General features: G+C 71.5%; 26 protein-coding genes. 10 read left to right on the top strand and 16 right to left on the bottom strand.

Translation table 11 applies throughout. The features are described 5' to 3' along the window. Positions 1 to 74: 74 nt before the first annotated feature. Positions 75 to 515, bottom strand: coding sequence for a hypothetical protein (locus ACFYT9_RS36705; RefSeq protein ID WP_389170931.1), 441 nt, complete (start codon positions 513 to 515; stop codon positions 75 to 77). A 571-nt stretch (positions 516 to 1,086) separates the two neighbouring features. Between ACFYT9_RS36705 and ACFYT9_RS36700 the strand changes: the two genes are divergently transcribed. Then, complete coding sequence (locus tag ACFYT9_RS36700; protein WP_389170929.1) at positions 1,087 to 1,488, top strand: DUF4357 domain-containing protein; 402 nt, start codon at positions 1,087 to 1,089, stop codon at positions 1,486 to 1,488. A 58-nt stretch (positions 1,489 to 1,546) separates the two neighbouring features. Continuing rightward, on the top strand, positions 1,547 to 3,412 hold the full coding sequence (locus ACFYT9_RS36695; RefSeq protein ID WP_389170926.1) for a zeta toxin family protein: 1,866 nt from the start codon (positions 1,547 to 1,549) through the stop codon (positions 3,410 to 3,412). Here the strand turns inward: ACFYT9_RS36695 and ACFYT9_RS36690 are convergent. Beyond that, the gene (locus tag ACFYT9_RS36690) at positions 3,370 to 3,648 is read right to left on the bottom strand and encodes a hypothetical protein (RefSeq protein WP_389170923.1); all 279 of its coding nucleotides are present in this window, start codon (positions 3,646 to 3,648) and stop codon (positions 3,370 to 3,372) included. The genes ACFYT9_RS36695 and ACFYT9_RS36690 overlap by 43 nt on opposite strands. Positions 3,649 to 3,806: 158 nt before the next feature. On the opposite strand from ACFYT9_RS36690, the gene ACFYT9_RS36685 reads away from it, so the two are divergent. Beyond that, positions 3,807 to 6,491 carry an ATP/GTP-binding protein gene (locus tag ACFYT9_RS36685; protein ID WP_389170919.1) on the top strand — a complete coding sequence of 895 codons (2,685 nt, stop codon included), beginning with the start codon at positions 3,807 to 3,809 and terminating at the stop codon, positions 6,489 to 6,491. Between the two features lie 240 nt (positions 6,492 to 6,731). On the opposite strand, the gene ACFYT9_RS36680 is transcribed toward ACFYT9_RS36685, so the two are convergent. The 4 genes from ACFYT9_RS36680 to ACFYT9_RS36665 form a co-directional block, all read right to left on the bottom strand. Next, on the bottom strand, positions 6,732 to 7,349 hold the full coding sequence (locus ACFYT9_RS36680; protein WP_389170916.1) for an NYN domain-containing protein: 618 nt from the start codon (positions 7,347 to 7,349) through the stop codon (positions 6,732 to 6,734). Between the two features lie 252 nt (positions 7,350 to 7,601). Beyond that, positions 7,602 to 7,967, bottom strand: a complete 366-nt coding sequence (locus ACFYT9_RS36675; RefSeq protein WP_389170913.1) for a hypothetical protein — start codon at positions 7,965 to 7,967, stop codon at positions 7,602 to 7,604. A 64-nt stretch (positions 7,968 to 8,031) separates the two neighbouring features. After that, a complete protein-coding gene (locus ACFYT9_RS36670; protein WP_389170911.1) occupies positions 8,032 to 8,364 on the bottom strand; it encodes a hypothetical protein in 333 nt (110 codons plus the stop codon). 107 nt (positions 8,365 to 8,471) lie between these two features. Continuing rightward, on the bottom strand, positions 8,472 to 8,960 hold the full coding sequence (locus ACFYT9_RS36665; protein WP_389170908.1) for a hypothetical protein: 489 nt from the start codon (positions 8,958 to 8,960) through the stop codon (positions 8,472 to 8,474). Between the two features lie 225 nt (positions 8,961 to 9,185). On the opposite strand from ACFYT9_RS36665, the gene ACFYT9_RS36660 reads away from it, so the two are divergent. After that, positions 9,186 to 9,638: a hypothetical protein gene (locus ACFYT9_RS36660; protein WP_389170906.1), complete on the top strand. Its 453-nt coding sequence runs from the start codon at positions 9,186 to 9,188 to the stop codon at positions 9,636 to 9,638. A gap of 104 nt (positions 9,639 to 9,742) precedes the next feature. On the opposite strand, the gene ACFYT9_RS36655 is transcribed toward ACFYT9_RS36660, so the two are convergent. The 10 genes from ACFYT9_RS36655 to ACFYT9_RS36610 all read right to left on the bottom strand — a co-directional run bounded on the left by ACFYT9_RS36655 (position 9,743) and on the right by ACFYT9_RS36610 (position 19,788). Continuing rightward, entirely contained in the window at positions 9,743 to 11,458 is a 1,716-nt protein-coding gene (locus ACFYT9_RS36655; RefSeq protein ID WP_389170904.1) for a hypothetical protein, read from the bottom strand. A 207-nt stretch (positions 11,459 to 11,665) separates the two neighbouring features. Then, on the bottom strand, positions 11,666 to 12,055 hold the full coding sequence (locus ACFYT9_RS36650) for a hypothetical protein (RefSeq protein WP_389170902.1): 390 nt from the start codon (positions 12,053 to 12,055) through the stop codon (positions 11,666 to 11,668). A 102-nt stretch (positions 12,056 to 12,157) separates the two neighbouring features. Beyond that, positions 12,158 to 12,970, bottom strand: coding sequence for a DciA family protein (locus ACFYT9_RS36645; RefSeq protein ID WP_389170899.1), 813 nt, complete (start codon positions 12,968 to 12,970; stop codon positions 12,158 to 12,160). Continuing rightward, positions 12,967 to 13,299, bottom strand: a complete 333-nt coding sequence (locus ACFYT9_RS36640; protein WP_389170896.1) for a hypothetical protein — start codon at positions 13,297 to 13,299, stop codon at positions 12,967 to 12,969. The genes ACFYT9_RS36645 and ACFYT9_RS36640 overlap by 4 nt, the downstream gene beginning before the upstream one ends. Positions 13,300 to 13,313: 14 nt before the next feature. Next, positions 13,314 to 14,840 (bottom strand): transcriptional regulator, encoded by a 1,527-nt coding sequence (locus tag ACFYT9_RS36635; protein WP_389170894.1) that lies wholly within the window; start codon positions 14,838 to 14,840, stop codon positions 13,314 to 13,316. Positions 14,841 to 15,677: 837 nt separating this feature from the next. Further along, the gene (locus ACFYT9_RS36630; RefSeq protein WP_389170891.1) at positions 15,678 to 16,634 is read right to left on the bottom strand and encodes a helix-turn-helix domain-containing protein; all 957 of its coding nucleotides are present in this window, start codon (positions 16,632 to 16,634) and stop codon (positions 15,678 to 15,680) included. Between the two features lie 68 nt (positions 16,635 to 16,702). Next, positions 16,703 to 17,176: a deaminase gene (locus tag ACFYT9_RS36625; RefSeq protein WP_389170888.1), complete on the bottom strand. Its 474-nt coding sequence runs from the start codon at positions 17,174 to 17,176 to the stop codon at positions 16,703 to 16,705. Next, positions 17,176 to 17,820, bottom strand: a complete 645-nt coding sequence (locus ACFYT9_RS36620; RefSeq protein WP_389170885.1) for a RibD family protein — start codon at positions 17,818 to 17,820, stop codon at positions 17,176 to 17,178. The genes ACFYT9_RS36625 and ACFYT9_RS36620 overlap by 1 nt, the downstream gene beginning before the upstream one ends. 57 nt (positions 17,821 to 17,877) lie before the next feature. Beyond that, positions 17,878 to 19,305, bottom strand: coding sequence for a helix-turn-helix domain-containing protein (locus tag ACFYT9_RS36615; protein WP_389170883.1), 1,428 nt, complete (start codon positions 19,303 to 19,305; stop codon positions 17,878 to 17,880). Positions 19,306 to 19,458: 153 nt separating this feature from the next. After that, on the bottom strand, positions 19,459 to 19,788 hold the full coding sequence (locus ACFYT9_RS36610; RefSeq protein WP_389170880.1) for a GntR family transcriptional regulator: 330 nt from the start codon (positions 19,786 to 19,788) through the stop codon (positions 19,459 to 19,461). A gap of 369 nt (positions 19,789 to 20,157) precedes the next feature. Between ACFYT9_RS36610 and ACFYT9_RS36605 the strand changes: the two genes are divergently transcribed. From ACFYT9_RS36605 to ACFYT9_RS36580, 6 genes are all read left to right on the top strand, one after another. Then, on the top strand, positions 20,158 to 21,048 hold the full coding sequence (locus ACFYT9_RS36605; RefSeq protein WP_389170878.1) for a hypothetical protein: 891 nt from the start codon (positions 20,158 to 20,160) through the stop codon (positions 21,046 to 21,048). Positions 21,049 to 21,155: 107 nt separating this feature from the next. Continuing rightward, positions 21,156 to 21,581 carry a hypothetical protein gene (locus ACFYT9_RS36600; RefSeq protein WP_389170875.1) on the top strand — a complete coding sequence of 142 codons (426 nt, stop codon included), beginning with the start codon at positions 21,156 to 21,158 and terminating at the stop codon, positions 21,579 to 21,581. Positions 21,582 to 21,825: 244 nt separating this feature from the next. Further along, entirely contained in the window at positions 21,826 to 22,092 is a 267-nt protein-coding gene (locus ACFYT9_RS36595) for a WhiB family transcriptional regulator (protein WP_389171004.1), read from the top strand. Between the two features lie 291 nt (positions 22,093 to 22,383). Further along, positions 22,384 to 22,713 carry a hypothetical protein gene (locus ACFYT9_RS36590; RefSeq protein WP_389170872.1) on the top strand — a complete coding sequence of 110 codons (330 nt, stop codon included), beginning with the start codon at positions 22,384 to 22,386 and terminating at the stop codon, positions 22,711 to 22,713. Positions 22,714 to 22,827: 114 nt separating this feature from the next. Next, positions 22,828 to 23,196, top strand: a complete 369-nt coding sequence (locus ACFYT9_RS36585) for a hypothetical protein (RefSeq protein ID WP_389170870.1) — start codon at positions 22,828 to 22,830, stop codon at positions 23,194 to 23,196. A 139-nt stretch (positions 23,197 to 23,335) separates the two neighbouring features. After that, entirely contained in the window at positions 23,336 to 25,567 is a 2,232-nt protein-coding gene (locus tag ACFYT9_RS36580; protein ID WP_389170868.1) for a DUF2637 domain-containing protein, read from the top strand. Positions 25,568 to 25,687 lie beyond the last annotated feature (120 nt).

Below are 25,687 nucleotides of genomic sequence, written 5' to 3'. Positions count from 1 at the left end.
GAAGCCGGTACTACTCCGGTGAGATCGAGAGCCGGGTCGGCCAGTTGGGTGAGGGCAGGTCCAAGGGAAACAGTTCAGGGCGTTGATCCAGCCGGCGGCATTGGGCCGCTCATTTCTGCTTGGTCGGTGACCAGGCGGACGTGGCCGTATCGGGCGCGGGCGGCGTCAGCAGAGATGCCGAGCGCGTCGCCGATCTGGCTCCAGGTGGCGCCGGCTCGACGGTCGGCGACGGCGGCGACACGGATCAGTTCACGTGCCAGGTGAGGAACGTCAGCCGCCATGTACGTGTGCATGCCGGGCGCCGGGTCCCGCTGCTCGACGATCTCGTCGAGCGCCATCCGCAGGGCGTAGCAGCGGGCGGTCAGCTCGTCGGTGATCTGGTAGAGCGCCACCCGCGCCAGGACGGCCGCCTCCGCGTGACGGCGGGCCCGATACGCGGCCTGCCGGTGCGCCGCCGTACAGAACCGGGCCCGGGGCCGTCCCAGAGGCTTCTGGCACCACGCGCACACACCCATACGTCACGTCTACCCGGAAAACTCCATCGGCTACCCGTGACAGTAGACGCCCCAGCAGGGTCTGATGGTCGCTCGATCGGTGGCTCCCGATCTCGCCGAAGAACATCGGCATCGGTCGAGTACATCACCGCCACGAATGGCCTACACCTGGATCCCGTTCACACCGAAGCGGTGGCTCTCGTATGACCCGATGAATTCACCCTGACGAACGTCGGGCTTCCTGGCACGTCAGCGAAGGCGCCGGCGACCCGCCGAAGCACGGGTCTGGTCAGCTCCATTCGTGCTCGCCACCGTGGCAGCCGTACAAGCCGCAGGTGAGCGGATCATCGTCGATAGGGCCAGGCGCCGCCCGATGTGGTCTCCCGCGTCCTCACCGGCCCGGCCGGAACCGCGACCGCGCCGGGGCGGCCGGCCGCCGAGGGCGGGGTGGTGCCGCCACTCCGAGACACATCCTCACACAGTTCTGCTGAATAACTGAAAACTAGAGTTGATTTAAGCTGCTCGTGCAGCTTAAGATCGAAGCGGAAGTCAGCTAAAAGGGTCCCTGGGGCCACCGATGGCAGGAGAACGCATGGCCACGCTCAGCATCCACTTCGACCCCGCCGTCATCGCCCGGCTCACGAGCGCGAGTGGCGACGACACCATCCACGTCACCCTTTCCCTCGGTGGCGGATCCGACAGCGCGAAGGCCGCGCCCGTCGTCCCGCACGGGCCGCTCGCCGCGCTGATGCAGGCCGGCCTGCTGAAGCCGGACACCGTCCTCACCTTCCACCAGCGCCGCGCCAACCGGTCGGGCCGCGCGGTCGTCACCGCCGACGGCCAGCTCATCGTCGACGGTCACCCCTCGTCCTTCCCCTCCCCCTCCAAGGCCGCCGAGGCGGTCACCGGCAACGTCATCAACGGATGGACCCTGTGGCACACGCCCGACGGATCCACCCTGGACCAGCTGCGGCAGAAGCTGGACGCCGAGTAGGCGGCCCGGCCGTTGTGGCCCTGCGGACGACGTCACAGGGCCACAACGGCAACACCTGATGGGACATGAAGAGCTGGAACGCGGCCGGGAGACGTGGGTGGAGAAGTACGGCGAGCTGTTCGCCGAGGTGATCGTGCCGCAGCTGACCGCGGGCGCGGTGGCGCAGGAGTGTCCGGTGGTGGTGTTCGTGGCTGGGCAGGCCGGCAGCGGCAAGACGCTGGTGATGGACCTCGTGCACGCCGCCCTCGATCAGCGGGGCGGCGCGGTGCGGGTGGACCGGGACAGCTACAAGGCTCTCCACCCGCAGTACAGCGCCTTCCTCGTGGAGGATGTGCGGACGGCCGGGGTGCGGGTGCGGCCGGAGACCTACCGCTGGCAGGCCGAGCTTGAAGCCCATGCCCGTGGCCGTCGGTTCGACGTCGTGGCGGAGGAGGCCCTCGCGGATCCGGCCGGGTGGCTGGCCACGCTCGCTGTCTACCGCGCGGCCGGCTACCGGGTCGAGGTCGTGGCCCTGGCCGTGCCGGAGGCCGTGTCCCAGCTCGGTGTGCTGGACCGGTACCTGCGCCTGGCCGATCAGGGCCGGGCCCGGTATGTGGGGTGGGACAACCACGACGCCTGCGCCGCCGCGCTGCCCACCACCCTCGCGGACATCGAGGCCGGGCACCTGGCCGACCGGGTCGTCGTCGTACGCCGAGCTGGCGAAGTCCTGTACGCCAACGAGCTCGCGCCCGAGGGCCGCTGGAAGCAGCCGGCCGGTGCGCGCGAGGCGCTGCTGGGCGAGCGGTTACGTCCGTGGAACGCGGCGGAGACCGGCGTCTTCCGCCGCCAGCTCGCCGACGCCGACCGGCGGGCGCACGATCCGCGGCTGCCCGAGGACTGGGCTCTTGCGGTGCGGCGCGATGGCGAGCGCGCGGCCGCGCTGGCCGAGCCGCTGCGGCGCGGCGTCCAGACCCGACGGCAGGCGCCGGGCGTCGACTACCACCGGTTGTCCGCCGAGGAACACCGCTGGATCTTCGACACGCTGATCGCCCCGGACCTCCTGGAGGACATCACGCCGCAGGAGCGGCCGGTTGCGGTGTACGTGATGGGTCAGCCCGGCTCCGGGAAGACGACCACGGCCCGGGTACTGCGCCGGGCCCTGCGCGGCCGGTCGACGCACATCAGCGGCGACTTCTTCAAGGCGTCGCACCCGGACTACTACGACCTGCTGCGCGAAGAGCCGCGCACGGCCGGCGAGCGCATCCGGGCGGACTACCGGGCCTGGCAGGCCATGGCAGAGGCGGCCGTACGGGAGCGGCGCGGGGACGTGACGATCGAGATCGCCCCCGGCAGCGCGGCCGGCTTCGTCCAGAGCGCAATGGCCTACCGGCGGGCGGGCTACCGGGTGGAACTGGTGGTGCTGGCCGTACGGGCAGCGGACTCCCGGCAGGGCACCGCGGTGCGCTGCGCCGACGTGAACCGGCTGGGCGGCCACGGCCGCTTCACCACCGCGGCCGGGCACGACCACCACTTCACGGTGCTCGCCGACGCGGTGGCCGCGGCCGAGCAGAACGCGGTGGTAGACCGCGTCATGGTGTGGGGACGCGACGGCACCGTCCTCTACCACAACGACCCCACCCCCGAGGGCTCCTGGGCGCGGCCGGCCAGGGCGGCGGACGTGCTCCTCGCCGAGCAGCGGCGCCCCTACACCGACCAGGAGGCGGCACGCTTCCGGGCCGTCCAGCACCGTCTGCGCGCCGAGCTCCCGCACTACCGCCACGACATCGAGCAGATCACCCGCCTGGCGCGGGCGCTGATGCCCGCGCACCTCCAGCCGCGTCGCCTCGCCGGTCCCGCGGTCGTGGCCGCCCTTCCCCTGCCGAGAGCTGACGACGGCGACGGCTACGAGCCGGTGGCCCCGAGCTCCCGCAGCCGGGCCGCGTAGGACGCGGCGATCCGGGCGGTCTCCTCGGCGTCGGCTTCCTCCAGCCGCGCCCGGTCGCGCACGCACTCCTGCCGCTGGGCAAGCAGCTGCTCCAGGCGCTCCCGATCGCTGTGGGATGCTCGGCGTTCGGCCAGGATCGCCCGGCTGTACCAGGCCATCACCTCCTCCACCACGTCGGCGGCGGCCTGCGGGCCGGCCGGCTCGGAGGAGCTGGAGGGGGATGCCGGATCGTGCACGGGAACCAACCTTCACAGGGGTGACGGCAAAAGGATCATTGTCAGCCGTGGCCGGTATCCAGTCCACCACCGGCGTGCACCGGACGTGCCGACCAGAGTGTCCTCCGGAGGCCGTCGGGCGTCATAGGTTGTGACGCAGACGATCACCTGGGGGGACCATGGCCGACAACCTGCGTGCGCTGTTCAGCTCCAACGACCCGTCGGCGTTCGACATCTTGGAGGCGTTCACCGACCGCAACAGCCAGTGGGCCGTGGTGGCCGCCGCTCTGGAGGAGCACCTGCGCCGCGTCGCCGGCGGCGCCTTCGACGTGGAGGACCTCGAGGCTCCCCGCACCAACTTGATCGTCTTCCACGGCGTCGGCGGGGTGGGCAAGTCGACCCTGCTGCGCAAGATCGAGGCCGCGCTCACCGCCGCCGAGGACCGCCCCGAACAGTGGGGAGCGCCCACCTGGACCGAGCGGGTCCTGCCCATCCGGATCGACCTGTCGAGGGCAGCGTCGACCGGCTCGGACTTCGAGCGGGTCATCCTGACGATCCGCCTCGCGCTCGCCGGGGCCCTGGACCGCACGGTGCCGTCCTTCGACGTGGCCCTGCGCAACTACTGGGAACACACGCATCCCGGTGAGCCGCTGGACGAGTACGTCCGGCGTTCCGGGCTGGCGGGCCGCTTTGCCAACCTGCTGCCCGGACAGCTGCAGGCCGGAGTCGGTGAGGTCGCCGCCGCCCTGGCGCTGCCCGGCCTGGTCGGCTCCGCGGCCGGCCAGCTCACCGGCGCGCTCGTGTCGGCGCTGCGCGAGCGCCAGGAACGTGCCCGGGCCCTGGCCGGCGCGGCCCGGACGGCGGCCCTGCTGGAAGCCACCCCGGACCTGGAGGCGCTGTCCTACTACCCGCACCTGCTGGCCTGGGACCTGAACCAGATGCCCGCGAAGAAGCGGCTCACCCCGGTGGTCCTGCTCGACACCTTCGAGGACACCGCCGACCGTCACCGGGACTTCGAGCGGCTGCTGCAGCGCCTGGTCTGGCTCATGCCGAACGTCTTCTTCGTCATCGGCGGCCGCAGCCGCCTGCAGTGGGCCGACCCCGCCCTCCACGGCCAGCTCGACTGGACCGGCCCCACCGCCTGGCCCGGCCTGGCCACCGCCCCCTCCTCCCTGACCGTGCCGCAGCCCCGAGCATCCGGCACCGGCGCCCGGCAGTTCCTGATCGGCGACCTCTCCCCCGAAGACTGCGAGACCCACCTCGCCCGCCGCCTGGTCCACGACGGCCGGCCCCTCATCGACGCCGACATCCGGGCCGCGATCACCGCCCGCTCCCACGGCCTGCCCCTCCACCTCGACCTCGCGGTAAGCCGCTTCCTGGAGATCCGCCGCACCGGCCGCACCCCCACCGCGGCCGACTTCGACTGCACCTTCCCCGCCCTCCTCGCCCGTACCCTGTCCGACCTCACCCCCGAAGAACGCCACCTGCTGCGCTCCGTCGCCTTGCTGGACGCCTTCGACCTCGACCTCGCCACCCGAACCGCCGGCCTCCCCCAGCAGGCCCCGGCCCGCCGCCTGGTCGAGCGGCCCCTGGTCACCGAGGACCCCTACGCCCTGTGGCCCTACCACCTGCACCGCGCGATCCGCAGCGCCGTACAAGACGACGAACACAGCGACGACCGCTGGACCCCCGCCGATTGGCACCAGGCCGCCACCCGCGCCTTGGCCGCCCTCGGCGAGCAGTGGACAAAGGCCGCAGCCCTCGCCCCCAGCCGGATGCTCCTCGTCGCGTGCCTTCGCCAGGGTCTGCGCCTGGCCCGCGACCAGCGCCTGACCGGCCTGGGCTGGATCATCGAGGCCGCCTTCGTCTACACCGACGACTCCGTCTGGGAACCCCTCACTCCGCCCACCACCGGCACTGGGGCCCCGGACACTGCGGCCGATGCCGTGGCCGAGCTGCTCACCGCGATCGCCCGCCGCCAGCGCGAGCACCGCCGGCGCACCGCCGACCGTCTCACCGCCGTCCTGGACACCGGTCTGCTGCCCGCCGAGCTGACCGAGATGGCCCTCTACTACCGGGCCAAGGCCCACAAGGACCTCAGCCAGAACGACGCCGCCCGCACCGGGATGCAGCAGGTCGTCGACGGCGAGGGCCGCCTGGCCGTCAAGGCCCGCCGGGCGCTCGCCAACCTGGCCCGCCTCGCCGGCGACTTCCCCACCGCCCTGGCCGCCGTCCCCACCCTGGGCTGGAAGGGCCGCCACCACCGCGTCCTCGGCGACATTCACTGGTCCCACGCCGACACCGCGGCCGCCATTCGCGCCTTCGAAGCCGGCCGCGCCGAAGCCGAACAGCACGGCGCCGCCGGCGAGCGCGCCATGATGCAGGTCCGCCTCGCGCTGGCCGTCTCCTTCGCCGACCCCGACCGGGCCGCCGACGAGCTCGCGCTCGCCCACCAGCTCCTCGACGGGCTCGACCAGCGCTCCAACACCCTCCTCGCCCAGGTCGTCGCCCTGATCAAGGACGCCGGAACCGGCGACCGCGACGTTGCAGCACGCGCCGAGAGCCTGCGGACCGACATCGAGGCCGCGGGGCTTCCCTTCCTCCACCGGTTCGTGGAGCTCGCTCTCGCCTTCCACCACGCCGTCCGCGGCGCGGACCAGGACCTGGCCGCCACCATCGGCCGGCTCCGAACGCTCACCGCCACCGGCGACTTCGCCTACTTCACCGACATCGCCCACTTCATGGCCGGCCTGCCCCTCCCGGGGCTCTCGACCATCCGCTGGACCCGCAGCGAGGACGACGTTCGCTCCGCCTGGCGCGGCCTCGTCCAGGCCCGGCAGGATCGCCTGCTCGCCGGAAACTGACCCCGGACACGACTGCGGGCCGGGCACCGGACCCGGGTAAATCAGCCGGCGGAGCGCTGCCCCACGAGCTGGGTGAGCAGCTCGATGATCTGGGCCTGGTTCCGGTCGGTCTTCCTGTCGAGCGCCTTCACTTTGAGGACCGTCAGGCGGGCCTTCACAGTCGGCTGCGGCCAGCCCAGGACAGCCCTTGGCGAGGGGTAGAAGGTGCTTCCGGCGGCTGTCCCTTCTCGAGGGGCCTTGTCAGGCCCACTTCGCGGGCCGAGTGAGAACGTGTCCCGTCACCGGGTCGGTGATCTGATCGGGCAGCTGGGCTCCGGCGAACTTGGCGCGGCCGATATGGAAGGAGGCCGGCATCAGGGTCTTCAGCTCGTTGGAGGACCTCTTGGGAGGGAACGCTGCCATGATGTGGGTGCCGGGAGCCAGGCTCTTGGCCTTGCGGACAGCGGGCGCGAGGTCGCTGTCCGCGCTGATGACGAGGGCCGAGGTGGCAGCCTTCGTTGCCACGTCCGCGACGAGGGAGACCGCGATATTGACGTCGGTCTCCTTCTCCTCGTAGTGCGTCCAGCTGCCGCCGCACTGCTTACACGTCTTTCGCTTCGACTGGTAGCGGCCCTTGACGATCTCCACCGTTTCGCCGCTGTACGCGGAGAGTGCCTGGAGGTAGGCGTCCTGCCGGCTCAAAGCGTCCGGGTCGTTCATGACCGAGGCGGTGAAGTACTTGACCTTCACGAGCTGGTCACGAGGCCGCAGCGTGCGAGCGAGTTTCTCCAGGTCAAGCCAGAGAAACCGACGACCGTACTGCTGGTGCAGACCGTGGTACAGATTGAAACCATCCACATAGACGATCAGCTCGGCCACGCTGGCTGCCCCTCCCGAGAGCCCGAGGTAATGCCCGGGCCCTGGTACTGCCGGCCAGGAACAGCCGGGGTTCACTCGCCTGCGTGCAGAACCTGTCTGTGAATACAAAAACGGCCCCTTGCGGGGCCGTCGAACCGGGGCTTTGCAGACCCGGCGGGGTATGGAGAAATCTTACGGCTTTGAACTCCAGGCGTCAATATTTGAACTCCCACGCGTCTGCAGCTCACCCCGCCGTGCTCCGGCCGGTGTCTCTCATCCCCACAGCATCGTCTCTGAAGCCGTTGGCCCCGCGCCCGTGGCTCGGGGGATGTAGTCGAACGTCCCCAGCCAGATCACGGTCCGGTCGTCCGGAAGCTCGCCGCCGGCGATCCCGCGCGCGACTGTCCGCAGGAACTGCCAGCTCTGCGCCAGGTTGGACAGCACCGGCCAGCCGGGTACGGCTTCGGCATCCCGCCGTTCCAGCTGCTCGCGCACCCTTCCCGCGGCGAACTGCACAGTCGCCAAGAGGTTGGGATCAAGGTGGGGGAAGATCCAGCCCAGCAGCCTTTCAACCTCCTCGATGGTCAGCCCCTCGACACCGCGCACCACCACACCCGGCCCTGCCGCGCTCCCCGCCACATCCGCTCCCCTCGTTGCTGATCGGGATCCTGGCACGTCAGGAGGCCCGAGGCCACCGTGCGGTTCAACGGATGCCTTGAAATCCGGGCCCGAGAGCGCGCCGCCTGGGCCGAGGACGGCGGGCAGGGCCCGGGTCCGACACCCACTCCGTCCCGGCTGGCACCGGATCGGGCTCGGTGGACAGGCCGAAGCGGCGGCGGACCGAGGCCGTCGCGGCCGTCACCGCAGCCAGCACCTCGGCGACCCCCTGGTCGACCTGAGCGAGCGCGGCGGCCAAGTCGGCGGCGATCATGCTCCAGCCGGATCCAGCTGTGGCGTCCGCGAGCTCGCACGCCGCCTCCGCCACCTGGCCGGCCTGCTCCTCGATGCCAGGCCCTGCCCGGTCCACCAGACCCATACGGTCCACACCGCCGCACGCGGCTGCGGAGACCTAGCGCCCCGGTACTCAGCGCTCGTTCCGGCCCACGAGGCCGACGTGGCCTCCGACCGCGTCCAGGAACTGGCTCAGCTTTGTGTCTGGAGGGCGCGCATCAGGCCGAGCGCGTCGATGACCTGGCCGCTTTGGTTCGTCATGGGGGCGATCTGATCGCTGCTCTCCCACTCTGCCTGGATCTCTTCGAGTTGCTGAGGAGAGATTGCGGCGGCGGCCGTCGGGGTGGTGACGACCTGGTACGGGATACGGGTCCGGCGGCCGGGGGCGGCCTGCACCACGACCACGGCGATCTTCTCGTTCGGGGCGAGAGGCTCAGGACCGAACGGCCGGTGGTCGTACTCGTCCGGCAGCGCCTGCCGGACACGCACCGAAGCACCAGGGTGCCTGTCGAACCAGACCCGGTCGGCTTCAGCTGCCCGATGCCCTGCGGCCATGTTCGTGGCCGACGGGCCGCCGGCTGCGGCGGCCCCGTCACCCATGGCGTAGACGGAGCGGCCTTCCCACACAGGAGTGGTCCTGTTGCGGTTCTTCTTCTTTTTCCTCGTACGGCTGACCGCCATGTCGTCACTTCCTGTCTAGGGCCCGGAGCCAGGCCCGTCCGGGCTGCTCAACGAGAGAGGCGAGGCGCGCGCGGTGGACCGAACGGGTGAAACAACGGTGTCCGTCCCTGCCCCGGAGCTGTTGAACGCGGTATGCCGTCCTCACGCTCTCGCCGCCGCCCGCCGCGACCTCCAGTCGTCCGCCCCCATGCCCCGCTGACCGGTGAGTTCGCCGCCGATCCGACCGTGTGCCATCACGCCTACCAGGTCGCGCTCGACTTCGGGTTCGTGGCTGTCGACGCCATCGCTGACCTCCTCCCCGAGGAGGTCTCCCTCACTGTGGCCCGGCGCATGGGGTTCTGTGACTGCGGCCGCCTCGCCCTGGACGACGACGACCTCACCCGCCAGGCACTGAGCCCCGTGGCAGCTGCCAACATCACTGCCTGCCAGGCCCTGCTGCTCGCCGCTATCGACTACGCCCACCGCACCTTCGGATGCAAGGGTGTCAGCGCCCTGATCCATGAACTGGCCGAAGGCCCCCGCGCGACCTTCGAGCCGCCAGCTCTGACCGCGCTTCTGGACCGCGTCCAGGCGGCCCACCGGGCAGAACACGGTCACGCCGGTCACAGCCGGGTCCCCGACGCGGTGACGTGGCCGCACACCGCCGCTTCCTCGATGCCCGAACTCATCCCACGCTGACTCACCGCAGCCCCAGGCCGGGCACGAGGCGAGGCGATTTCGCGGATCGTGCCCGCGTGGGCCCGGCCGGGCCGTACGGATCACCTCCGGGGGCCTTCGTCAGGTCACGCTTCTGTGCCGGTCTCGGGTCGGGGCTTTCGAAGGCGGGTGAACTCCTTGGCCCGTTCGACGCGTGAGCGGTGCGGGCCGCCCGTCGTCGTGCACCGGGCGTCAGCGCCCTGGCCGCAGTCGGGACAGGTCACCTCGTACACCCGCCACGGGGGCGGCGGCTTCGGCTGGTTCCTCTGCCGTTCCCTGCGTGCGTCGATGATCGGCTTCAGCCGCTCGTCATGGGGCACTTGGCGCACCTGACGGGGGTGGCTCCCGTTGTCGACGACGCACTCCTGGCCGCTGCCCGCCCGGCAGCGGGGACAGCTGGCCTTGATCCAGTACCGCCGCGCGACCTGCTTGTGCAGCTGCGGGCGCTGCTGTGGCCGCTCCACCGGTGTGCGGGGCACGACGGTTCTGGCCGGGACCGGGGCCAGCTTGTCGAGGCCCGCGCGCGCCTTCCACGTAGCGATCTGGATCTGCTGGCGCTGTTCGAGAAGACGGCCGGCTTGGGCCGCTGCCTGGATCAGCTGCTGTACCTGAGGGCGCAGCTGATGTTCGGGCCGGTTCCGGGGGAGGCGGCGGAGGTCCTGCAGGAGGGCGTGTACGCGCTCGGCCGCCGCCGAGGCGACCGAGGCGAGGTGGTCGGCGGCCGCGCCGGTCACGCGGATCTCCTCCTCGGTGCCGTCGGGGACGGCGGTCAGGTTGACGTGGGTGAGCAGCGTCCGAACACGTGAGGTGTCGCCTGCGGCAACAGCGGCGCCCAGGTCGGCGAGGAGGCTGCGGCGGACCTCGGCCTGCTGCTCCAGCCAGCGCTCGGCATCCGCGACGGCGGTCGCCAGCTGTTCCTGCGTCTCCTCCTTGACGCCGGTGACCTCGGCGATCTGGTCAGACAGCCGGGCCACGACGACGACGGCCTCCCTCTCACGGGCATAGGCGAGCTCGCGCAGCAAATCCCGCGCCTGCGACTCGACGTCCCGAACCCGCTTCCGCAACTCGATATCCGGGAACTTGTATGCCCTGCTAGAAGCCCAGGCCGGGGCGGGCCGACTGGTACGGGAATGGATGATCTTCTCTACCGCCGGCGTCGACAGGCCGCGCTCGGTCATCGTGCACGTGTCCAGCGCGAACCACTCGGTGGGCCGTGCGAACGCCTCGGTACCGATCTGCACCCGGCGGGTGGTGCCTTCGCTGTTCAGCCGGATCCGGTGCACGTACCAGCGGCGGATCAGGGTGTCCCGGTCGACCGGCACCGACAGACCCAGCACCGGCTCGATGCCGTCGTCGTCCCACACCGGCTCCACCGCCTGGTCCAGGTGCACGCGCAGCCGGCGGTGCCGGGAGGTGATGTCCACCATGGAGCCGACCGGCGCCCCGTCCGGCTGGGCGAAGGAGATGTCGGCCTCCTCGCCTCTGTTCCGGAACCAGGCGGCGGCCGCGGACTTCACGTACAGGTGGTCGGCGCTGGAGACGCCCCGGGCGCGGCGGCCGCAGATGTGGGGCTGGCCGTCGGGGCTGGGATGGTGGGAGAAGTGGCAGACCCGGTCGGTGTAGAGCTTCGTGGTCAGCTGGGATCCGCATCCGCCGAGGAGCAGACCGCACCAGAACGTGTCGAGCTGATGCCGACGGCGGAAGGCGTCCAGCTCGATTGCCTCCAGCGGCAGCATCAGCGGCTCCTCCGAGTCCGCGCTGCCCAGCACCGCCGTCTGGATCTGCCGCCGGTCACCCCGCATACGCCCACCCTTCGTCCCAACTCATGCTCCCACCGCGGCCATTGGGTCCACAGCCGATCTCTGTATTCACTCCGTCGTCCGCAACGTCGGTGACTGCTGCACGACGGCCTTCGTCCCGGCCAGCCGAGCGGCCCGCTCGGCGCGGGCCCGGCGTAAGACGGCGGCTTCCTGTTGCGCGGCGAGGTCGGCCCGCCGGGTCGCGGGCGGTCAGACGTCGGGGTCGACTTCGGGGTGGGTGAACCGCAAGGGCTTGCCCAGCGATCGGGCGTAGGCGACTTCCGCTCGGGTGCTGTCCCCGATGTAGTCCCCGACCACGAGCACCTCGTCAGCGAGCCGGATCTTAGCCCGGTGCAGGTCGTCGAGCCGGACCTTCAGCGCCGCGGCCTCGACCGGGTCGGACCACAGCGCGTGGGGCGACTTCATGTCGATGCCCGGCTTGACGACGATCTTCCCGGCGTGGGTCTCCCGCACATCGGCCTCGGCCATCTCGGTCATGAAGCGGGTGGAGCCGCAGATCACGACGATAAGCGGAAGGCCCAGCTGCTTCTTCGCGTCGGCGAGCTTGTTCTCGGGAGTGAGTGGCTGCGGGTGTGACACGGTTCCTCCTGGTGTGGTGGTCGAAGGTCTGCTTGCGGAAACGAGGGCGCACCCGGCCTGGACGCCCCGGACGGCGGCAAGGCCGCTTCGCCCGTGCTGGACTCATGCGGCGGTGCGTTCGGCGCGGGCGCGGCGGATGGCGGCGTCCTGAATGGCGGAGGCGGTCTCGCGGGCCTGGGTGCGGTAGTCGGCGAAGGCCGCTTGGGCGTCGGCGGGGATGTGGGAGGGGTCTCCGTCGTCGGGTGCGGCGGGGCGCTGGTGGGCGGGGTCGACGGCGGCGCGGTGCGCTTCGAGGGCGAGGCGGTAGCCGGCCGACGCGGTCTCCCTGGTCTTCACCGGCCCGGCCGGGGCAGCGGCCGCGCCGGGGGTGGGTCGGTCGGTGGCCGGGGGCGGGGTGGTGTCGATGGCGCCGGGCGGCAGGACCCGCAGCGCCTGCACGGCGGAGGCGCCGGTGTGTTCGTTGGCGGTGGCGATGATCCGGGCGGTCAGGAGGCGGAGCTGGGTGGCGTAGGCCGGGGAGTCGGGGCGCAGGTCGAGGCGGCCGGTTTCGGGGTCGTAGCCGGTGGCCTGGACGTGGGCGGGCAGGGTCGGGGAGACGGCGGCAGCGATGCCGGGCCACTGGGCCAGGGCGGTGCCGCCGGCGGCGGGCATGTCCCACGCGCGTTCGGCCATCAGGTGCTGCAGGACGGCGGCGAACCCGGCCGGGTCGCGGCGGTCGGGCAGCGCGGCGTTGGGCCGGGGCCGGCGGCGGGGCGCGCGGGTGGCCTGGCCGCGGGCTCTCGCGGCGGCGCGGGCCTGGTGCAGGGCGATCCGGGCCAGATCGGCGCCCGCCCCCGGAGCTCCGGCCGCACCGGACGGCGCGGCGGAGGAGGGCGTGGCCGTCGGGGCGGGCGGCGGGGTGAGGGTGTCGGTCATCGCTGGGTCCCGTCGATCGTGAGGTGGTGGCTGGCGTGGGCGAGGCCCAGGGCGTAGGTGACGAGGCCGGGGCCGTAGAGGCGGTCGGCGCTGTCGCGGCCGCAGGCGTCGACGAGCGAGGTGATCAGCTCGGTGTCGCCGTACATCAGGGCGGTCCGGGCGGCGGTCCGCAGCGCGGCGGCCTCCTCGGGGGCGAGGTCGTCGACGCCGGCGGGGGTGTCGGCGGTCAGCACGATGACGTCGTCGGACTGCTGGGGGAGGAGGTCGTGGACGGTCTGCTCGACCAGCCGGCGGACCTCGGGATCGGACGGAGCACGGAAGATCTGCATGGTCGGCGGCCTCTCTACCGGGTGCCGAAACGGATGGAGGTGTTGCGGGCGAGGGCTTCGAGCTGGAGGGCGCGGCGGACCAGGTCCTCGCCCAGGACGCGGGCGGCCTCCTCGGCGCCGAGGGTCTCGATGGCGGCGGAGACGAGGTCCGTGCGGCCGTAGGAGAGCTCCTCGCGCATGGCCGAGATCAGCGGCGCCAGCTCCTCGTCGCCGAGCTCGAACTGCTCCGTGCCGTCGAGGACCAGGCCCTGGCCCTCCTCGACCTCGACGGGAGCGGGGGCGAGCAGCTGGTCGAAGGCGGCCTCGACCTCGCGCCGTACGGCACGGCTCGCCGGGGCCTGCCAGCCGCCGTCGTTCCGCTCCCGCGAGGCGCGGACCCGCTTGATGCGGTGGCGGCGCCGGGCTTCCTCCGCCCGGTGCCACTGCTCCACCGCACCAGCGCGCTTGGCGGGGGTGTCCAGCACGGTCGTCGCGGACGCGAGCAGGACGGCGAGCAGGCCCGAGCCCCGGCGGACACGCTCGGCGGTGCCGCGCATCTCCAGCCAGGCCAGGACCTCGTCGGCAGTCCACCCGGCGTCTGCGACCTCCCGCGCCACCCAGGCGATCCGGGGCACCGAGCAGCCACGCAGCCACTCCACCCGGCGGGTCAGCTCACCGGCCAGCTGGAACCGGCGGCCGATCTTGTTCAGCGACCGCTTCGGCTTCCGCCCACCGGCGGCCTTTGCCTTGACCTTCTTCGGGGTGGGGGACTTGCTCGCCCCGCTTGCGAGCTTGCTTTCAGGGGGGGAGTAAGTACCACCCGCAGAAGAGCCACCAGGAGAACCACCCCCCATTGGGGTGCAACGCGACCCCCCTGAAACAACCGTCTCAGCAGCCCCGCCAGCACCCTCCCCAGCGCCCCCAGCAGGAGCCTTCGAGACCGGCTTCGACGTCGTCGTCGACGGCTTCCGGCGCGGCCGGCGGACCTTCCGCGCCGCCCGCGTCGCCAGCTTCGCCATCAGCTTCCGGCCCGCCTCCGCGATCCCGACAACCCGCCGCCCCGTCCCTTCACCAGCCGTACGGATCCCCAGCGCCCGGTCGAACTCAGGCGGGACCATCAGGGCGAACTCCGACGCCTGCGCCCGCTCCCCCCGCACCCGCGTGCCCTTGACGATCCACGCAAGCAGCCCGGCCTCCCGCAGGATCTGCAGGTGGTTCTGTACCGACCGCTCCGACAGTCCGGTGCGCCGCACCAGGTACTCGATCCCCGGACGGCACGGGAACAGGGCCGCGAGCTCCTGGGCGACGTGCACGGTCGTCGGCCCGAACGCACGCGGGCCGTGCGACCGATGCCGCCGCGGCTTGTACAGCCCCGACCCCGCCACCCAGTGGACCGACTGCATCCACGAGTAGCCGTCCAGCGCCCGCCGGCCCGCCGACGACGACAGCCACTGCGATGCCTCCGGCACGAACAGATCAGGCAGCGTGCGCACCTCGACGACGTCGGACGCCACACGCGGCCCGGGCACCACCACAGCGGCCTCCGCCGCCACGGCGCTCATCGAGCACCCGCAGCGATCGGAAGGCGGAACGTAAGCACAGCGGTGAAAACGATCATCTCGGCAGCCTGGACCGGACGACCTGTGGACAGAGTCCGCTCAGCGCGGATTACCCCCCGCACTCCCGCACGGCGGACAACAACTTCGGATCGCGTCCCGCCACACGGGACGACCCCCTCGAGGACGCCACCGGCGAAGTCGTTGCGGACGCGGACGGACACCGACCGGGCAGACCCGGCCGGATTGTGGCTTCTTACAGAAAGACCCTCTTCCTGCCCAAAGGGCATGAAGAGGAGGATTGCGGGCGCCCGTTTCGTCACACGAACCGCGCGAACCGCGCGAACCGCATCGAAACGGGCGGCGCTCGACTTTTCAGGGGACACCAGATCGGGCACTATGGCGAAGACACCAGCTTCCATATGCGAGTCGGACCACCCCGTTCACACGGGACGGCCGGCGAGCGGATGAGGGTGCAGCCCCCTTCTTCGCGAAGCGGGGCGGACACCGAACGGCAGGGGGAGATTTCTCCTCTCGTCTCGGTGGGACTGCAGAGCCCCTGTGGTGGGGGCCCTGCGGGACACGCACAGCGGGTGCTGCGCGGCTGTGGTGGCCGTGGTTAGTGGCCTGTGGTGCGATGGGTATCTGGCTCGATGAGCCGAAGCTCAGGACCGGGTAGGACCGGGACTGAGCGTTGACCTGGACACTGAGTCCGGTCAGAACGAGGCCGGCGCGGCCGAGCGGATGGTTAGTCCGCCGAAGCAGCGCGGCCATGGCGGTTACGTCACGCCGACCCCCTCGATAACAGAGGCGGAGTCGGCGTACCCGAAACCGGGACCGAGGTCAGTCCTCACGCGGACCTCCCGTGGCAACGGTCGGGTGCTCCTTGGCCAGGCTGCGAAGGAACTCCGCGTACCGCAGTCGGTTGCTGCGGTGGGGCTGCGTGCGGCCGGCTTCCCATCGCACGACGGCGAGCCGCTTGACGCCGAGGGCCTCGGCGACTTCCTCCTGGGTGAGATTCGCGGCGATGCGCAATTGCTGCCGAACGTGGGGTGGGGGCAGCGTGTCGGCATCCACTAGGGCATCGTCTCGACGCAGCGGATCCGACATCACAGCCTCCATCTCATTCAACGTTTCCCGAAAAGATACACCACTTGATCTCTGGGTGGCAGGCGTTGTTGCCGCAAGGGGAGTGCTGCGCGCTGGCGAGTGAAGTCCAGCCCCGTAGCTGGAAGGCAGACCGTCCTTGTCGTGTTCATCTGCGGACGGGGCATCAGGTCCCTTCAACGGCCGGTGGTCTGAGAGGGGACGGACTACGTGCTGGGGATGAGGTCCAACGACCCGGGCGCTGTAGAGCACGGAGAGGGCGTATCCCGTGGACGATTCCGAGACCTCATAGAGCGACGCAAGTGCTCGCGGCGACGGCAGTGGACTACCCACTGGGTAGGTTCCATCCTGAATACGCGCGAGAACTGACTCTGCGACTGGCCGCCAGAACGGATCCTTCGGGCGTAGGTGGCGGGCATGGACCCAGTCGGCAATGCGGCTGGTGCCGTCGTACTTGGGGCTCTCTGTCCGAATCGCTTCAGCTTCGACAGCCTCGGCGGCAGCGCGGTCGTCGTACCACCTGACGTCTCTTCTCTGGACCAGATGCCACCAGAACTTCTGGCGCTGGTGATCGGCGAAGCGCTGCTTCAGGGCCATGGTGATGCCGACATACAGAAGGCGCTCTTCGGCGTCGTACAGCCGGTACACCGCGGTACGCGCCTCGCGGACTCGCCTACGAGGATCGGTCTGCACGACTTCCTCCCTCCGTTTGCCTTTGAGTGGCCTTGCAGTTGCCTCACCCCTGCGCGGGTGAGCACGGATTACCTGGTGTGGCCGTCACCGAGATGGCGGTTCGGCATTTGAGCAGCATCTGCGAGCTCGGGCAGTTCAACCACCGTCACGCCAGCAGCGACCAACAGCTCGACTCCGACACAGTCAGCAACGAACAAGGACGGCTCGCGCCAGGCGATGACGACGCGCGGGATCCCGGCCTCGAGGATCCGCTGCGCGCACGGAGTACGGTCCGCGCTCCGTTGGGAGCACGGCTCCAGGGACGAGTAGATCGTCGCCGTGGCCAGCTGCGGGTCGTCCGCCGGGAGCTTCGCGAGGGCGGCCTCCTCCGCGTGCTCACGCGGATCGGCCTCGCGCGAGTAGCCGGCCGCGAGCTCGGTGCCGTCCTCGGCAACGATGACCGCGCCCACCGAGTACGCCCCGGTGGCCGGGGGGCACAGCGAGGCCAGGCCGATTGCGCGCCGCATCCAGCGGAGGTCCTGGTCTCGGTCGGGAGCGTGCATCAGCTGCGCTCCTTCGGGGCGTAGCGGAGCAGCACGACATCGCCAATCGCGCGGGCCTCCAGCAGCCTCATCCGGGCGGTTGTCCCGCCCGGGTAGTCGGCGGGGCCCAGGAACTTCGGGGCGTCGGCCTGGCCAACCAGCAGCGGGGCGATGGCGAGGTGGACCTCGTCGGCCAGGTTCTGGGCCATGAGCTGGGTGTGGATCGTGCCGCCGCCCTCCACCATGAGTCGGCCGACGCCGCGGCGACCCAGTTCGTCGAGGAGCAGGCCCCAGTCGAGCTTGGGGCCGACGCTGACCACGTCCGCGAGGTCCGCGAGCGTCGCCTTCACCTCGTCCACGGTGGAGTCGACCGTGAAGACCAGCTTCTGACCGCCGAAGTGCCAGAACTTCAGGTCCGCGTCGAGGTTGCCGGAGGCGGTCACCGTCACCTTCAGCGGGTACTCAGACCGACCCTCCGCGATCCGCTTCGCGCGGCGCTTCTCGGAGTTGACCAGCAGCCTCGGGTTGTCCTTCCGCATGGTCGTCGCGCCGATCAGGATCGCGTCGCAGGAGGCCCGGACCTCGTCCACGCGGTCGAAGTCGTCGGCGTTGGAAAGCAACAGTCGCTCGAGGCTGGCGTCATCCAGGTAGCCGTCGACTGACATAGCGGCGGAGAGGATGACGTACGGACGTGTGGTCATAGGTGGCGTGATCCGTTCTGATCAGAATTGGTGAGCGAGCGTGCCGTCGAAGTGCGCGCGGAACTCCGCGACCTCGGGCTGTCGCTGCCAGGGCACCAGAGCCTTGTCGAGACGCGCGAGCTCTCGGACGATCCGGCCCGAGCCCGTGTCGTTGGCGATACTCAAGGCCTGGAGACCGACCGTAGCGGCCTGGTCGGGCGCGCCGGCACCGGCGTGAGCCACGGCGGCCCGAGCCATATAGACACCGCGGTCGCGGTGGTATCCGTCGGGCAGTGCCTTGATGGCGTTGGTGAAGACCTCGGCGGCCTCCGCGTGCTTGCCCAGTACCTCCAAGCCCTGCGCCCGGTGCACCTCCACGTACTGCTCGTTCAGCCACACGCCCCAGGGGGTCGTGTCGCCGGAGACGCGATCGAGAGCGTTGCGCACATCATCGATCGCGCGCTCGCTGTCGACCGGCTCACCGCGCAACGCGTGCCCGTACGACTCGTAGGTCCGGGCGACGGCGGCCAGTCGACTGCGGGGCCGCGCCATGCGCTGCGCGGCTTCGGCGAGGTCGACGACGTCGACCAGGTCGCGCATCTCGCCGGCGAGCTGTGCCTTGCGGGCCATCACGTACGAGGTCAGGTCACCGTCTCCGACGGTGTGGCTCCACTGGAACGCTCGGTCGAGCCAGAACTGCGCGTTGTTGAAGTCGCCCAGGTCCTGGTAGAGCCAGGAGGTGAACTCCGCGTACTGCGTCTGGAGCTCCATGAGGGCGTGGCGGTCCGTGCCCTTCGAGTCCTGGCGCAGCTGCTTGATGTCCTCGATGTGCTGGAGCGCGGCCGCGATGGCTCGGCCGGGGCCGAGGAGGTTGTCGCTGTCGATCAGCAGACGACGCGCGCGCTGGAAGTGTTCCACCGGCGTACCGCTGTAGGCGGAAGCCGACCGGGCCGAGCGTGTCAGCCTCGGCAGAGAGCTGGCGGCCGCCGGCGTTACCCCGCCCAGCGCAGCAGCTGCACCGAGCCCCATCCCGCCACGCAGCATCGCGCGTCGATCCAGCGCCACGAAAACCACCGATCCATCCCGTAGACGAGCGGGGACAAAGATCCCCTCATCGTCCGACGTTGCCCGCTGGGACGCGGCAATGGCCAGGTCCACGGATGATTCGGACACATGGAGCCCTGAAACGGACACATGATCCCGAGGGGAATCATCCGAGGCGATGCGCTCCCACAGCTCGATCAAAAGGCCGTGCGCGTTGAGCACACGGTCCAACTCCTCGACCTCTGAGCGGTGCTTCGGAGCGCGCTTCGCGTTCTCCCATTTCCACAGCTTGGAGTACGAGAAGAAGGTGGCTTCCGCGAGGCCGCGCAGGCTGAGACCGCGCCGCTCGCGGAGGTCTCGCACTGTGTAGCCGAAGCGGTCCAGGGGCGATGCCTCCGGGGTCAGAACGTTCGGCTTCTGCCCCACGCTGATCCCCCTCCATGTCTCCTATCGGTGTGTCCAGCGGCTGGACACATGTCAGACCTAGAACCAGCTCCGCGGTCGGGCCTACAACTTTGCTAACGAAGTCGGACCGGCCAAGGAGGGACGAACATGCAGAACGGCACGCGAGGAACGACGTCAGTCGCCTCGGCTCTTCTCGATTCGTTCGAGGCGGGCTACGAGATCGGCGACCTGCTCCTCAAGTGCCTTGATGGATCGAGCAGTCGAGTCCTCGCCAGCGGAGGCAGCGTTGGCGACGAAAGAGCCGCGGCCCTGATGGGAGTAGATGAGGCCCGCCGTGCGCAGCTCGGTCAAGGCTCGCTGGACGGTCCCAGCTGCGACGCCGTACTCCTCTACGAGCTCCCGTGTGCTCGGCAGCTTCGTCCCAGGAGTCAGGCGACCGGAGCGGATCTTGTCGCGGACATCCTGAACGATTCGCTGGTACGGCTGCACGGCCTCGTTGCTCATGAGCGACATCGTAGGTCGACCCCCTCGTCTTAGCTAGCTTCCATAGCTTCCTCAACCAAGTGCTTGACACCTACCCCACTTTATCAGCTAAGTTAGGTAAGCCAGCAAGGGTGGTGGTGCGGTAAGAAGCCGCCCTGCTGGACGTACCACTGCACCATCGCAGTTCCGCAGCTCGTCTCTTCGGAGGTGGGCAGGTGGCCGGAGGCGGTAGCCAAGACCAAACCCCCCAGGCCGGCGGAACTGCTGCACGACCTCAGCGCTGATGCGCTGTCTATCCGCCGGGACGCGGGCCGTTGGCTCGCGGCCTGGTGGGTGGAGAAGGCATCCGCCCCGCGTACACCCCTCCCCTTCTCTTGCCGAGGAGTCGCCATGTCCGAGCTCGCCATGCCCAAGGCCGCCCAGCGACGCCGGGGCCGCACCCGTACCTCCCGCGTCAGCCCCCTCGCCCCGATCGTCCTGTCGACCCTGTCGCCCGGTCACATCGACATGCGGCGGGTCGAGTCCACTCAGAAGCGCCGCATCTCGCTGGTCTGCCCGACCTGCAAGACCTGGGTGGCCGTGACCCCCCACCGCGGTACCTACCTCCTCAAGCTCGTCCCGCACCACAAGGGGAAGGCCGGCGTCGCCGACGCGATCCGCTGCAGCTCCAGCAACCGCCTCGTCGACGTCGACGTCAACGCGGACACCTGGAGCCGCCAGTACGAGGAGTGGGCGCGCGAGGAGCGCCTCGCGGTCGACCTGACCCGTCACCGCCGCGCCACCGTCCAGACCCTCAAGGTCGCCCGGCCGCAGGAGCGTCCCGCCGACCGACGAGCGCAGTGGGAGCGGGCGGTGCCCGCTGCCCGCCGGGCCGACGCCGCCCGTGCGGTTCCGGCCGACGCGCTCCCCACCACGCGTGGTCGGGCCGTCGACGGACCCGCCGGCGCCCTGCCGGCCATGACCCGGCAGAACGCCGGGGACGACCGCTCCGTCCGGGCCCTGGCCGCCAGCGCCCTGCGTGTCCTGGCCGACGCCGCTCCGGGCCGTTCCGCGAGCGACGTCCTCGAGGAGCACCTCGCCCGCGCCGCCTACACGCACCTGGCCACGCTCTTGCACCGCCCCCTGACCCCGGCCGACCAGTCCAAGCACACGAAGCTGGTGGCCAAGGTCCGGGCCGAGCTGCCCGCCCCGGCTCCGGGCGAGACCGCCGCGGCGTACACCGCCCGCTGCCGCAAGCCCGCCCTCGGCGCCCGCCGCCGCAAGACCGCTCTCGCGGCCTGACCCACACCACCATCCACGGCCCCGGCCTCGGCTCCCGCACCGCGCGGGGCCGAGGCCGGGCCCGTCTGCTCCCGTCCCTGCCCGCTCACCGCACCCTGGAGATCCCGATGCCCGCCACCCTGACCCTGACGTCCCACCAGCCCAGCACCAGCGAGCTGTTCGACGCCGAGACGCTCGCGCTCCTGGACGAGCTCGATGTCCCGCTCCCCGTCGACCTCGACGACGCCGAGATCGACCTCGACGCCGCCTTCGGCACGCCGCTGGAGATGTACGAGCCCGCGGGCACCGCCCGGGAGATGCGCCGGTACGCGGCCGCGGTCCTGACCGTCCCGCCCGACCGCCGCCACGAGCTCGCCCTCGCGCACGGCGCGGAGATCACCGCCCGCGTCGACGCCAGCCGCGACATCCTCGCCGCCGACCCCTCGATCACCACCCGCGTCCGCGAGCGCCTGGTCGACGTCCTGCTCCCCCACGCCGCCCGGCTGCGCCGGACGATCCGCTCCGGCTGCCGCCCCGAGTACGCCGCCGCCTGACCCACCGGCCCCGGACGGACGCCCACGATCAACGGCCACCCCCTACTGCACCAAAGGGGTGGCCGCTGGTCGTGGCCGGTCGTACGACCCGCCAAACGAACGACAGCCCCGGGGATTGCGCCCCCGAGGCTGTCCAGGACCTACGCGGAGGACCTATGCAGAACAGCATCGCACGGAACAACGGCGACTCCGACACGGACATGGACGAGGCCCTGCGCCGCGTCCGCTCGGGCCGGTGACCGGGATGGACTGGCGCCACAACGCGGTCTGCCGCGAAGAGGACCCCGACCTGTTCTTCCCCATCGGCAACACCGGCCCGGCCCTGCTGCAGATCGAGGAAGCCAAGGCCGTCTGCCGCCGCTGCCCCGTCATGGAGGCGTGCCTGCAGTGGGCGCTGGAGTCCGGGCAGGACGAGGGCGTCTGGGGCGGCCTGGCGGAGAACGAGCGGCGGGCGATGAAGCGCCGCGCCGCCCGCAACCGCGCCCGCACCGGACAGGGGACGGCGGCATGAAGACCCTCCTGGCCGTCCTGACCGCGCCCCTGCGGCACCTGTGGCAGTGCCCCACGTGCAGCTGCTGGTGGCAGACCCCGTCCTGCCAGAGGTGCTGACCCGACACCGAGCGTCGCTCCGCCGACGGTCGGGCTCCCGGCCACCGTGACCGCCGGCCGGGAGCCCGACCAAGATCTCTGCCCGCTTGACCGCACGCGCCTTCACCGGCGGCCCGCCTGACGGGCCGCCAGCCTTCCGCACGCCCTCTACCGGGCATCGGCTGGAGCCGACGCCCGTCATCCAGGAGGCACCATGCGCACCATCCACCGCGACGGCTGGACCGCCGCCGACTACGACTCCGAGCAGATCCTCCACCAGCTCGGGCACCGCGACGCCGCCGCCCGGGTCACCCGGGCCCGCCGCCCGCGCCCGCTCCGCCGGGCCTGGCGCACGCTGCGCGCCCGGCTCCACCACCCCGCCCCCGCCGAGACGCTGGCGCCGGGCATCGACTGGGACGCGGCCCGGGCGGCGGCCGACGCCGTCAACCGCGGCGACATCGCCGCGGCCGACCGCATCGTCCAGGCCACTGCCCACCCTCGCATGACCGCCTTCGCGGCGTTCCGCCTCATCGGCGTCAAGTGACCCCTTCCTGCCTGTCGGTTGCCTCCCCCGCCCGTCCCGGCCCGTGTGCCGGACGGACGGGGCCGAGGGGAGCCGGACAGCCCGGACCCACCCACCAGCACACCGAGGAGACCCGTGCACAACAGCGCCCAGCACACCATCACCGTTCCCGCCGCCGGGTTCCACCAGGGCCAGTACGTCCTGTACCGCGACCCGGAGAAGTTCTGGACCGGCCAGGCCGGCCACACCTTCGTCTGCCGTGTCGACCGGGTCGGCCTCCACAACACCTACTGCCTGACCCCGCTGGCGTCGGGCCAGCCGATCCCCTTCGCGAGCCCGGACTACATGCGGCTGCTGCCCGCCGCCGACGCGATGCGCGACATCGACACCGCCCCGCTGAACAGCGACGGCACGGTCGACGACATGACCGCGGCCGCGATGGCGTGGCTCACCCAGCAGCACGCGACCGCCAACCAGCGGCCCGAGCTGCCCGAGCACCGCTGACCACTGCTCACGCAGACGGCCCTCCGAGTCCCCGGCATTAGAGCTGCCGGGGCCTCGGAGGGCCTGGTCACGACCCTACCGACCGACGCCGATCCGCGGTGACCTCTTGCACGAGGCGCCGGAAAGAGAGGACATCCCCGTGGCCACCAACACCACCCGGCGCAGGCGCAAGCCCGCTCCGACCCCGAAGCCCCGAGGTGCCGGGCACGCCAAGATGCCGGCGCCGCTGGGCACCGTCCCCGCCCAGGCCGCCGCCCCCGAGCCGAGCGTGCCGCCGGTGTTCGAGGAGGCCGACCCGGTCCTGGCCGACGCCGCCGACCGCGCCGCCGACCTGCGGGACCTGGCCGCCGACGACGCCGCGCGGATCCTCGCCGAAGGCGAGCAGCGGGCCGCTGAACTGCTGGACGGCGCCCGGACCGAGGCCGCTTCGATCACCGAGGCGGCCACGGCCGAGCAGACCCGGCTCCTGGCCGCCGCGACGGCCGACGCCGACCGGATGCGCGAGGAGGCCGCCACCAGCGCGGCCGCGGATGCCGAGCGGGTCCTGGCCGACGCCGAGACGAAGGCAGAGCAGCTGCTTGCCGGCGCGCGCGGCCAGGCCGACACCGTCACGACGACCGCGACCGCCGAGGCCGAGAAGGTCCTCGCCGACGCCAAGGGGTCTGCCGAGCAGTTGCTCGCCGACGCCGGCCGCCAGGCGCAGGAGGTCACCGCCATGGCGGCCGCGCAGGCCGACGAGGTCCAGGCCCAGGCCGCCCGCGCCGCCGAGAAGGCCCTCGCCGACGCGGAGGCCAAGCGCACCGATCTGCTCGCGGCTGCGGAGCGCACCGCGGCCGAGACCCGCACCCGTGCCACCACCGACGCCGAACAGCTCCTGCAGCGGGCGCGCGGCGAGGCCGACCGGATGCGCGAGAGCGCGGACGACCAGGCCACGCAGGTGCGGGCCGGAGCCGCGAAGGCCGCGGCCGGCCTTCGCGGCGACGCCGAACGCGCCCTGGACGACGCCCGCGCCTCCGCCGAGGAGCTGCGGTCCGTCACCGACAAGGACGTCGCCCGGCTGCGCGAGCAGGCGGAGACGGACGCGAAGACGGCCCGCGAGGCGGCGGCCCAGGCCACGGCCGACCAGGCCGCCGCCGCTCAGGCCCGAGCCGAGGCGGACCGGATCCTCGAGGCGGCGACGCAGCGCACCGTGCAGCGGGCCCGCCGCCGGGAGATCAAGGCGGAGTCGCGCGCCAAGAGGGCCAAGGCCCGCAACGACGCCCGGCCCGCCGGCGGAGTGCCGCCGCTGTCCGGGCAGGAGCTGCTCCTGGTCGTCGGGATCGTCCTGGCGGCCGCGGTCGTCTCCACCCTCGGCCTGCTCTCCTCCTACACCGCGCTGGAGGCCAAGGCCGCCGCGTGGGGCTGGGAGTGGCCGTGGCTGCTGCCGGTCGGCATCGACGTCGCCATCCCCGCGTTCACCGGCGCCAACCTCATCCTGATCCGGATGGGCATGGAGCTCCGCTGGATCCGCTGGGTGCCCCGCGTCCTGACGGCGGTGACCGTCTATCTGAACTGGAACGCCTCCGACTCCGCGTCGGGCCGCATCGGGCACGCTGCCCTCACCCTGCTGTGGGTGGTGTTCTCGGAGATCGCCTCCCACGTGTACGCCACGAGGATCGGCGCGGTCACCGGCAAGGTCAGGATGGAGACGGTGCGGCGCTCGCGCTGGCTGCTCGCCCCGATCCCCACCGCCCGGCTTCGCCGCCGGATGATCCTGTGGGAGATCACCTCCTACGACGAGGCGCTCACCCGCCTTCAGCAGGAGACCTGGCTGCGAGCGCGCCTGCGCGAGCAGTACGGCCTGCTGTGGCGGTGGAAGGCTCCGCTGGAGCAGCGGATGGCGCTCAAGCTCGGCTCCGCGCCCGCCGCGCTCGCCGACACGCTCACCCCCGACGACGCTCACACCATCGAGCGCGTCGAAGAGAGCGCCGACGCTCACGACGCTCACCCGGAACCGAGCGGCGCTCACCCCGAGATGAGCGCGCTCACCCTCGGGGACGCCGACGGCGAGCGTGAGCGTCCGGCGCTCACCACGGGCGCTCACACCAATGAGGGCACCGCCGAGGACGACGACGCTCACCGAGCGGACAGCCCCCGAACGCGCAGCGAACGGGACGCGCTTACCGAGCGCCGCCACGACCGCATCCGCCTCCTCTACACCGAGCTCGGGCGCCGCCCGCAGTGGACGGAGATCCGCGACGCGCTCACCGAGGCGGGCCTGTCCGACGAGCCCGTCTCCCGCCCCACCGCACAGCGCCTGCGCGAGCAGGTCGAAGAGAGCGCCCAGGACGCCCTGGCGAGCGCGAAGGCGAGCGCCCCGGCGAGCGCCTGAGCACCTGAGCGCCTCCCCCCCTCGCGCCATCCCTGCCGCTCATGGTCGCCCCCGGTCCGGGCGCACGGGCGCGCGCCCCACCGGCCGTGGCGGCGGGCGCACGACCGCGAGCCGCGCGAC

Origin of the sequence: Streptomyces sp. NPDC004435 (assembly GCF_042873895.1) — a bacterium.
In the GTDB taxonomy this organism is placed as follows: domain Bacteria; phylum Actinomycetota; class Actinomycetes; order Streptomycetales; family Streptomycetaceae; genus Streptomyces.
The sequence above is the reverse complement of the archived record's forward strand: the minus strand, read 5'-3'. Positions and strand labels throughout refer to the sequence as shown.

Bases quoted from the DNA above. Each gene is read 5' to 3' on its own strand.
- ACFYT9_RS36705 (WP_389170931.1), bottom strand. From the start codon at position 515: ATGGGTGTGTGCGCGTGGTGCCAGAAGCCTCTGGGACGGCCCCGGGCC.
- ACFYT9_RS36700 (WP_389170929.1), top strand. From the start codon at position 1,087: ATGGCCACGCTCAGCATCCACTTCGACCCCGCCGTCATCGCCCGGCTC.
- ACFYT9_RS36695 (WP_389170926.1), top strand. From the start codon at position 1,547: ATGGGACATGAAGAGCTGGAACGCGGCCGGGAGACGTGGGTGGAGAAG.
- ACFYT9_RS36685 (WP_389170919.1), top strand. From the start codon at position 3,807: ATGGCCGACAACCTGCGTGCGCTGTTCAGCTCCAACGACCCGTCGGCG.
- ACFYT9_RS36670 (WP_389170911.1), bottom strand. From the start codon at position 8,364: ATGGGTCTGGTGGACCGGGCAGGGCCTGGCATCGAGGAGCAGGCCGGC.
- ACFYT9_RS36665 (WP_389170908.1), bottom strand. From the start codon at position 8,960: ATGGCGGTCAGCCGTACGAGGAAAAAGAAGAAGAACCGCAACAGGACC.
- ACFYT9_RS36655 (WP_389170904.1), bottom strand. From the start codon at position 11,458: ATGCGGGGTGACCGGCGGCAGATCCAGACGGCGGTGCTGGGCAGCGCG.
- ACFYT9_RS36645 (WP_389170899.1), bottom strand. From the start codon at position 12,970: ATGACCGACACCCTCACCCCGCCGCCCGCCCCGACGGCCACGCCCTCC.
- ACFYT9_RS36640 (WP_389170896.1), bottom strand. From the start codon at position 13,299: ATGCAGATCTTCCGTGCTCCGTCCGATCCCGAGGTCCGCCGGCTGGTC.
- ACFYT9_RS36635 (WP_389170894.1), bottom strand. From the start codon at position 14,840: ATGAGCGCCGTGGCGGCGGAGGCCGCTGTGGTGGTGCCCGGGCCGCGT.
- ACFYT9_RS36625 (WP_389170888.1), bottom strand. From the start codon at position 17,176: ATGCACGCTCCCGACCGAGACCAGGACCTCCGCTGGATGCGGCGCGCA.
- ACFYT9_RS36620 (WP_389170885.1), bottom strand. From the start codon at position 17,820: ATGTCAGTCGACGGCTACCTGGATGACGCCAGCCTCGAGCGACTGTTG.
- ACFYT9_RS36610 (WP_389170880.1), bottom strand. From the start codon at position 19,788: ATGAGCAACGAGGCCGTGCAGCCGTACCAGCGAATCGTTCAGGATGTC.
- ACFYT9_RS36605 (WP_389170878.1), top strand. From the start codon at position 20,158: ATGTCCGAGCTCGCCATGCCCAAGGCCGCCCAGCGACGCCGGGGCCGC.
- ACFYT9_RS36600 (WP_389170875.1), top strand. From the start codon at position 21,156: ATGCCCGCCACCCTGACCCTGACGTCCCACCAGCCCAGCACCAGCGAG.
- ACFYT9_RS36595 (WP_389171004.1), top strand. From the start codon at position 21,826: ATGGACTGGCGCCACAACGCGGTCTGCCGCGAAGAGGACCCCGACCTG.
- ACFYT9_RS36590 (WP_389170872.1), top strand. From the start codon at position 22,384: ATGCGCACCATCCACCGCGACGGCTGGACCGCCGCCGACTACGACTCC.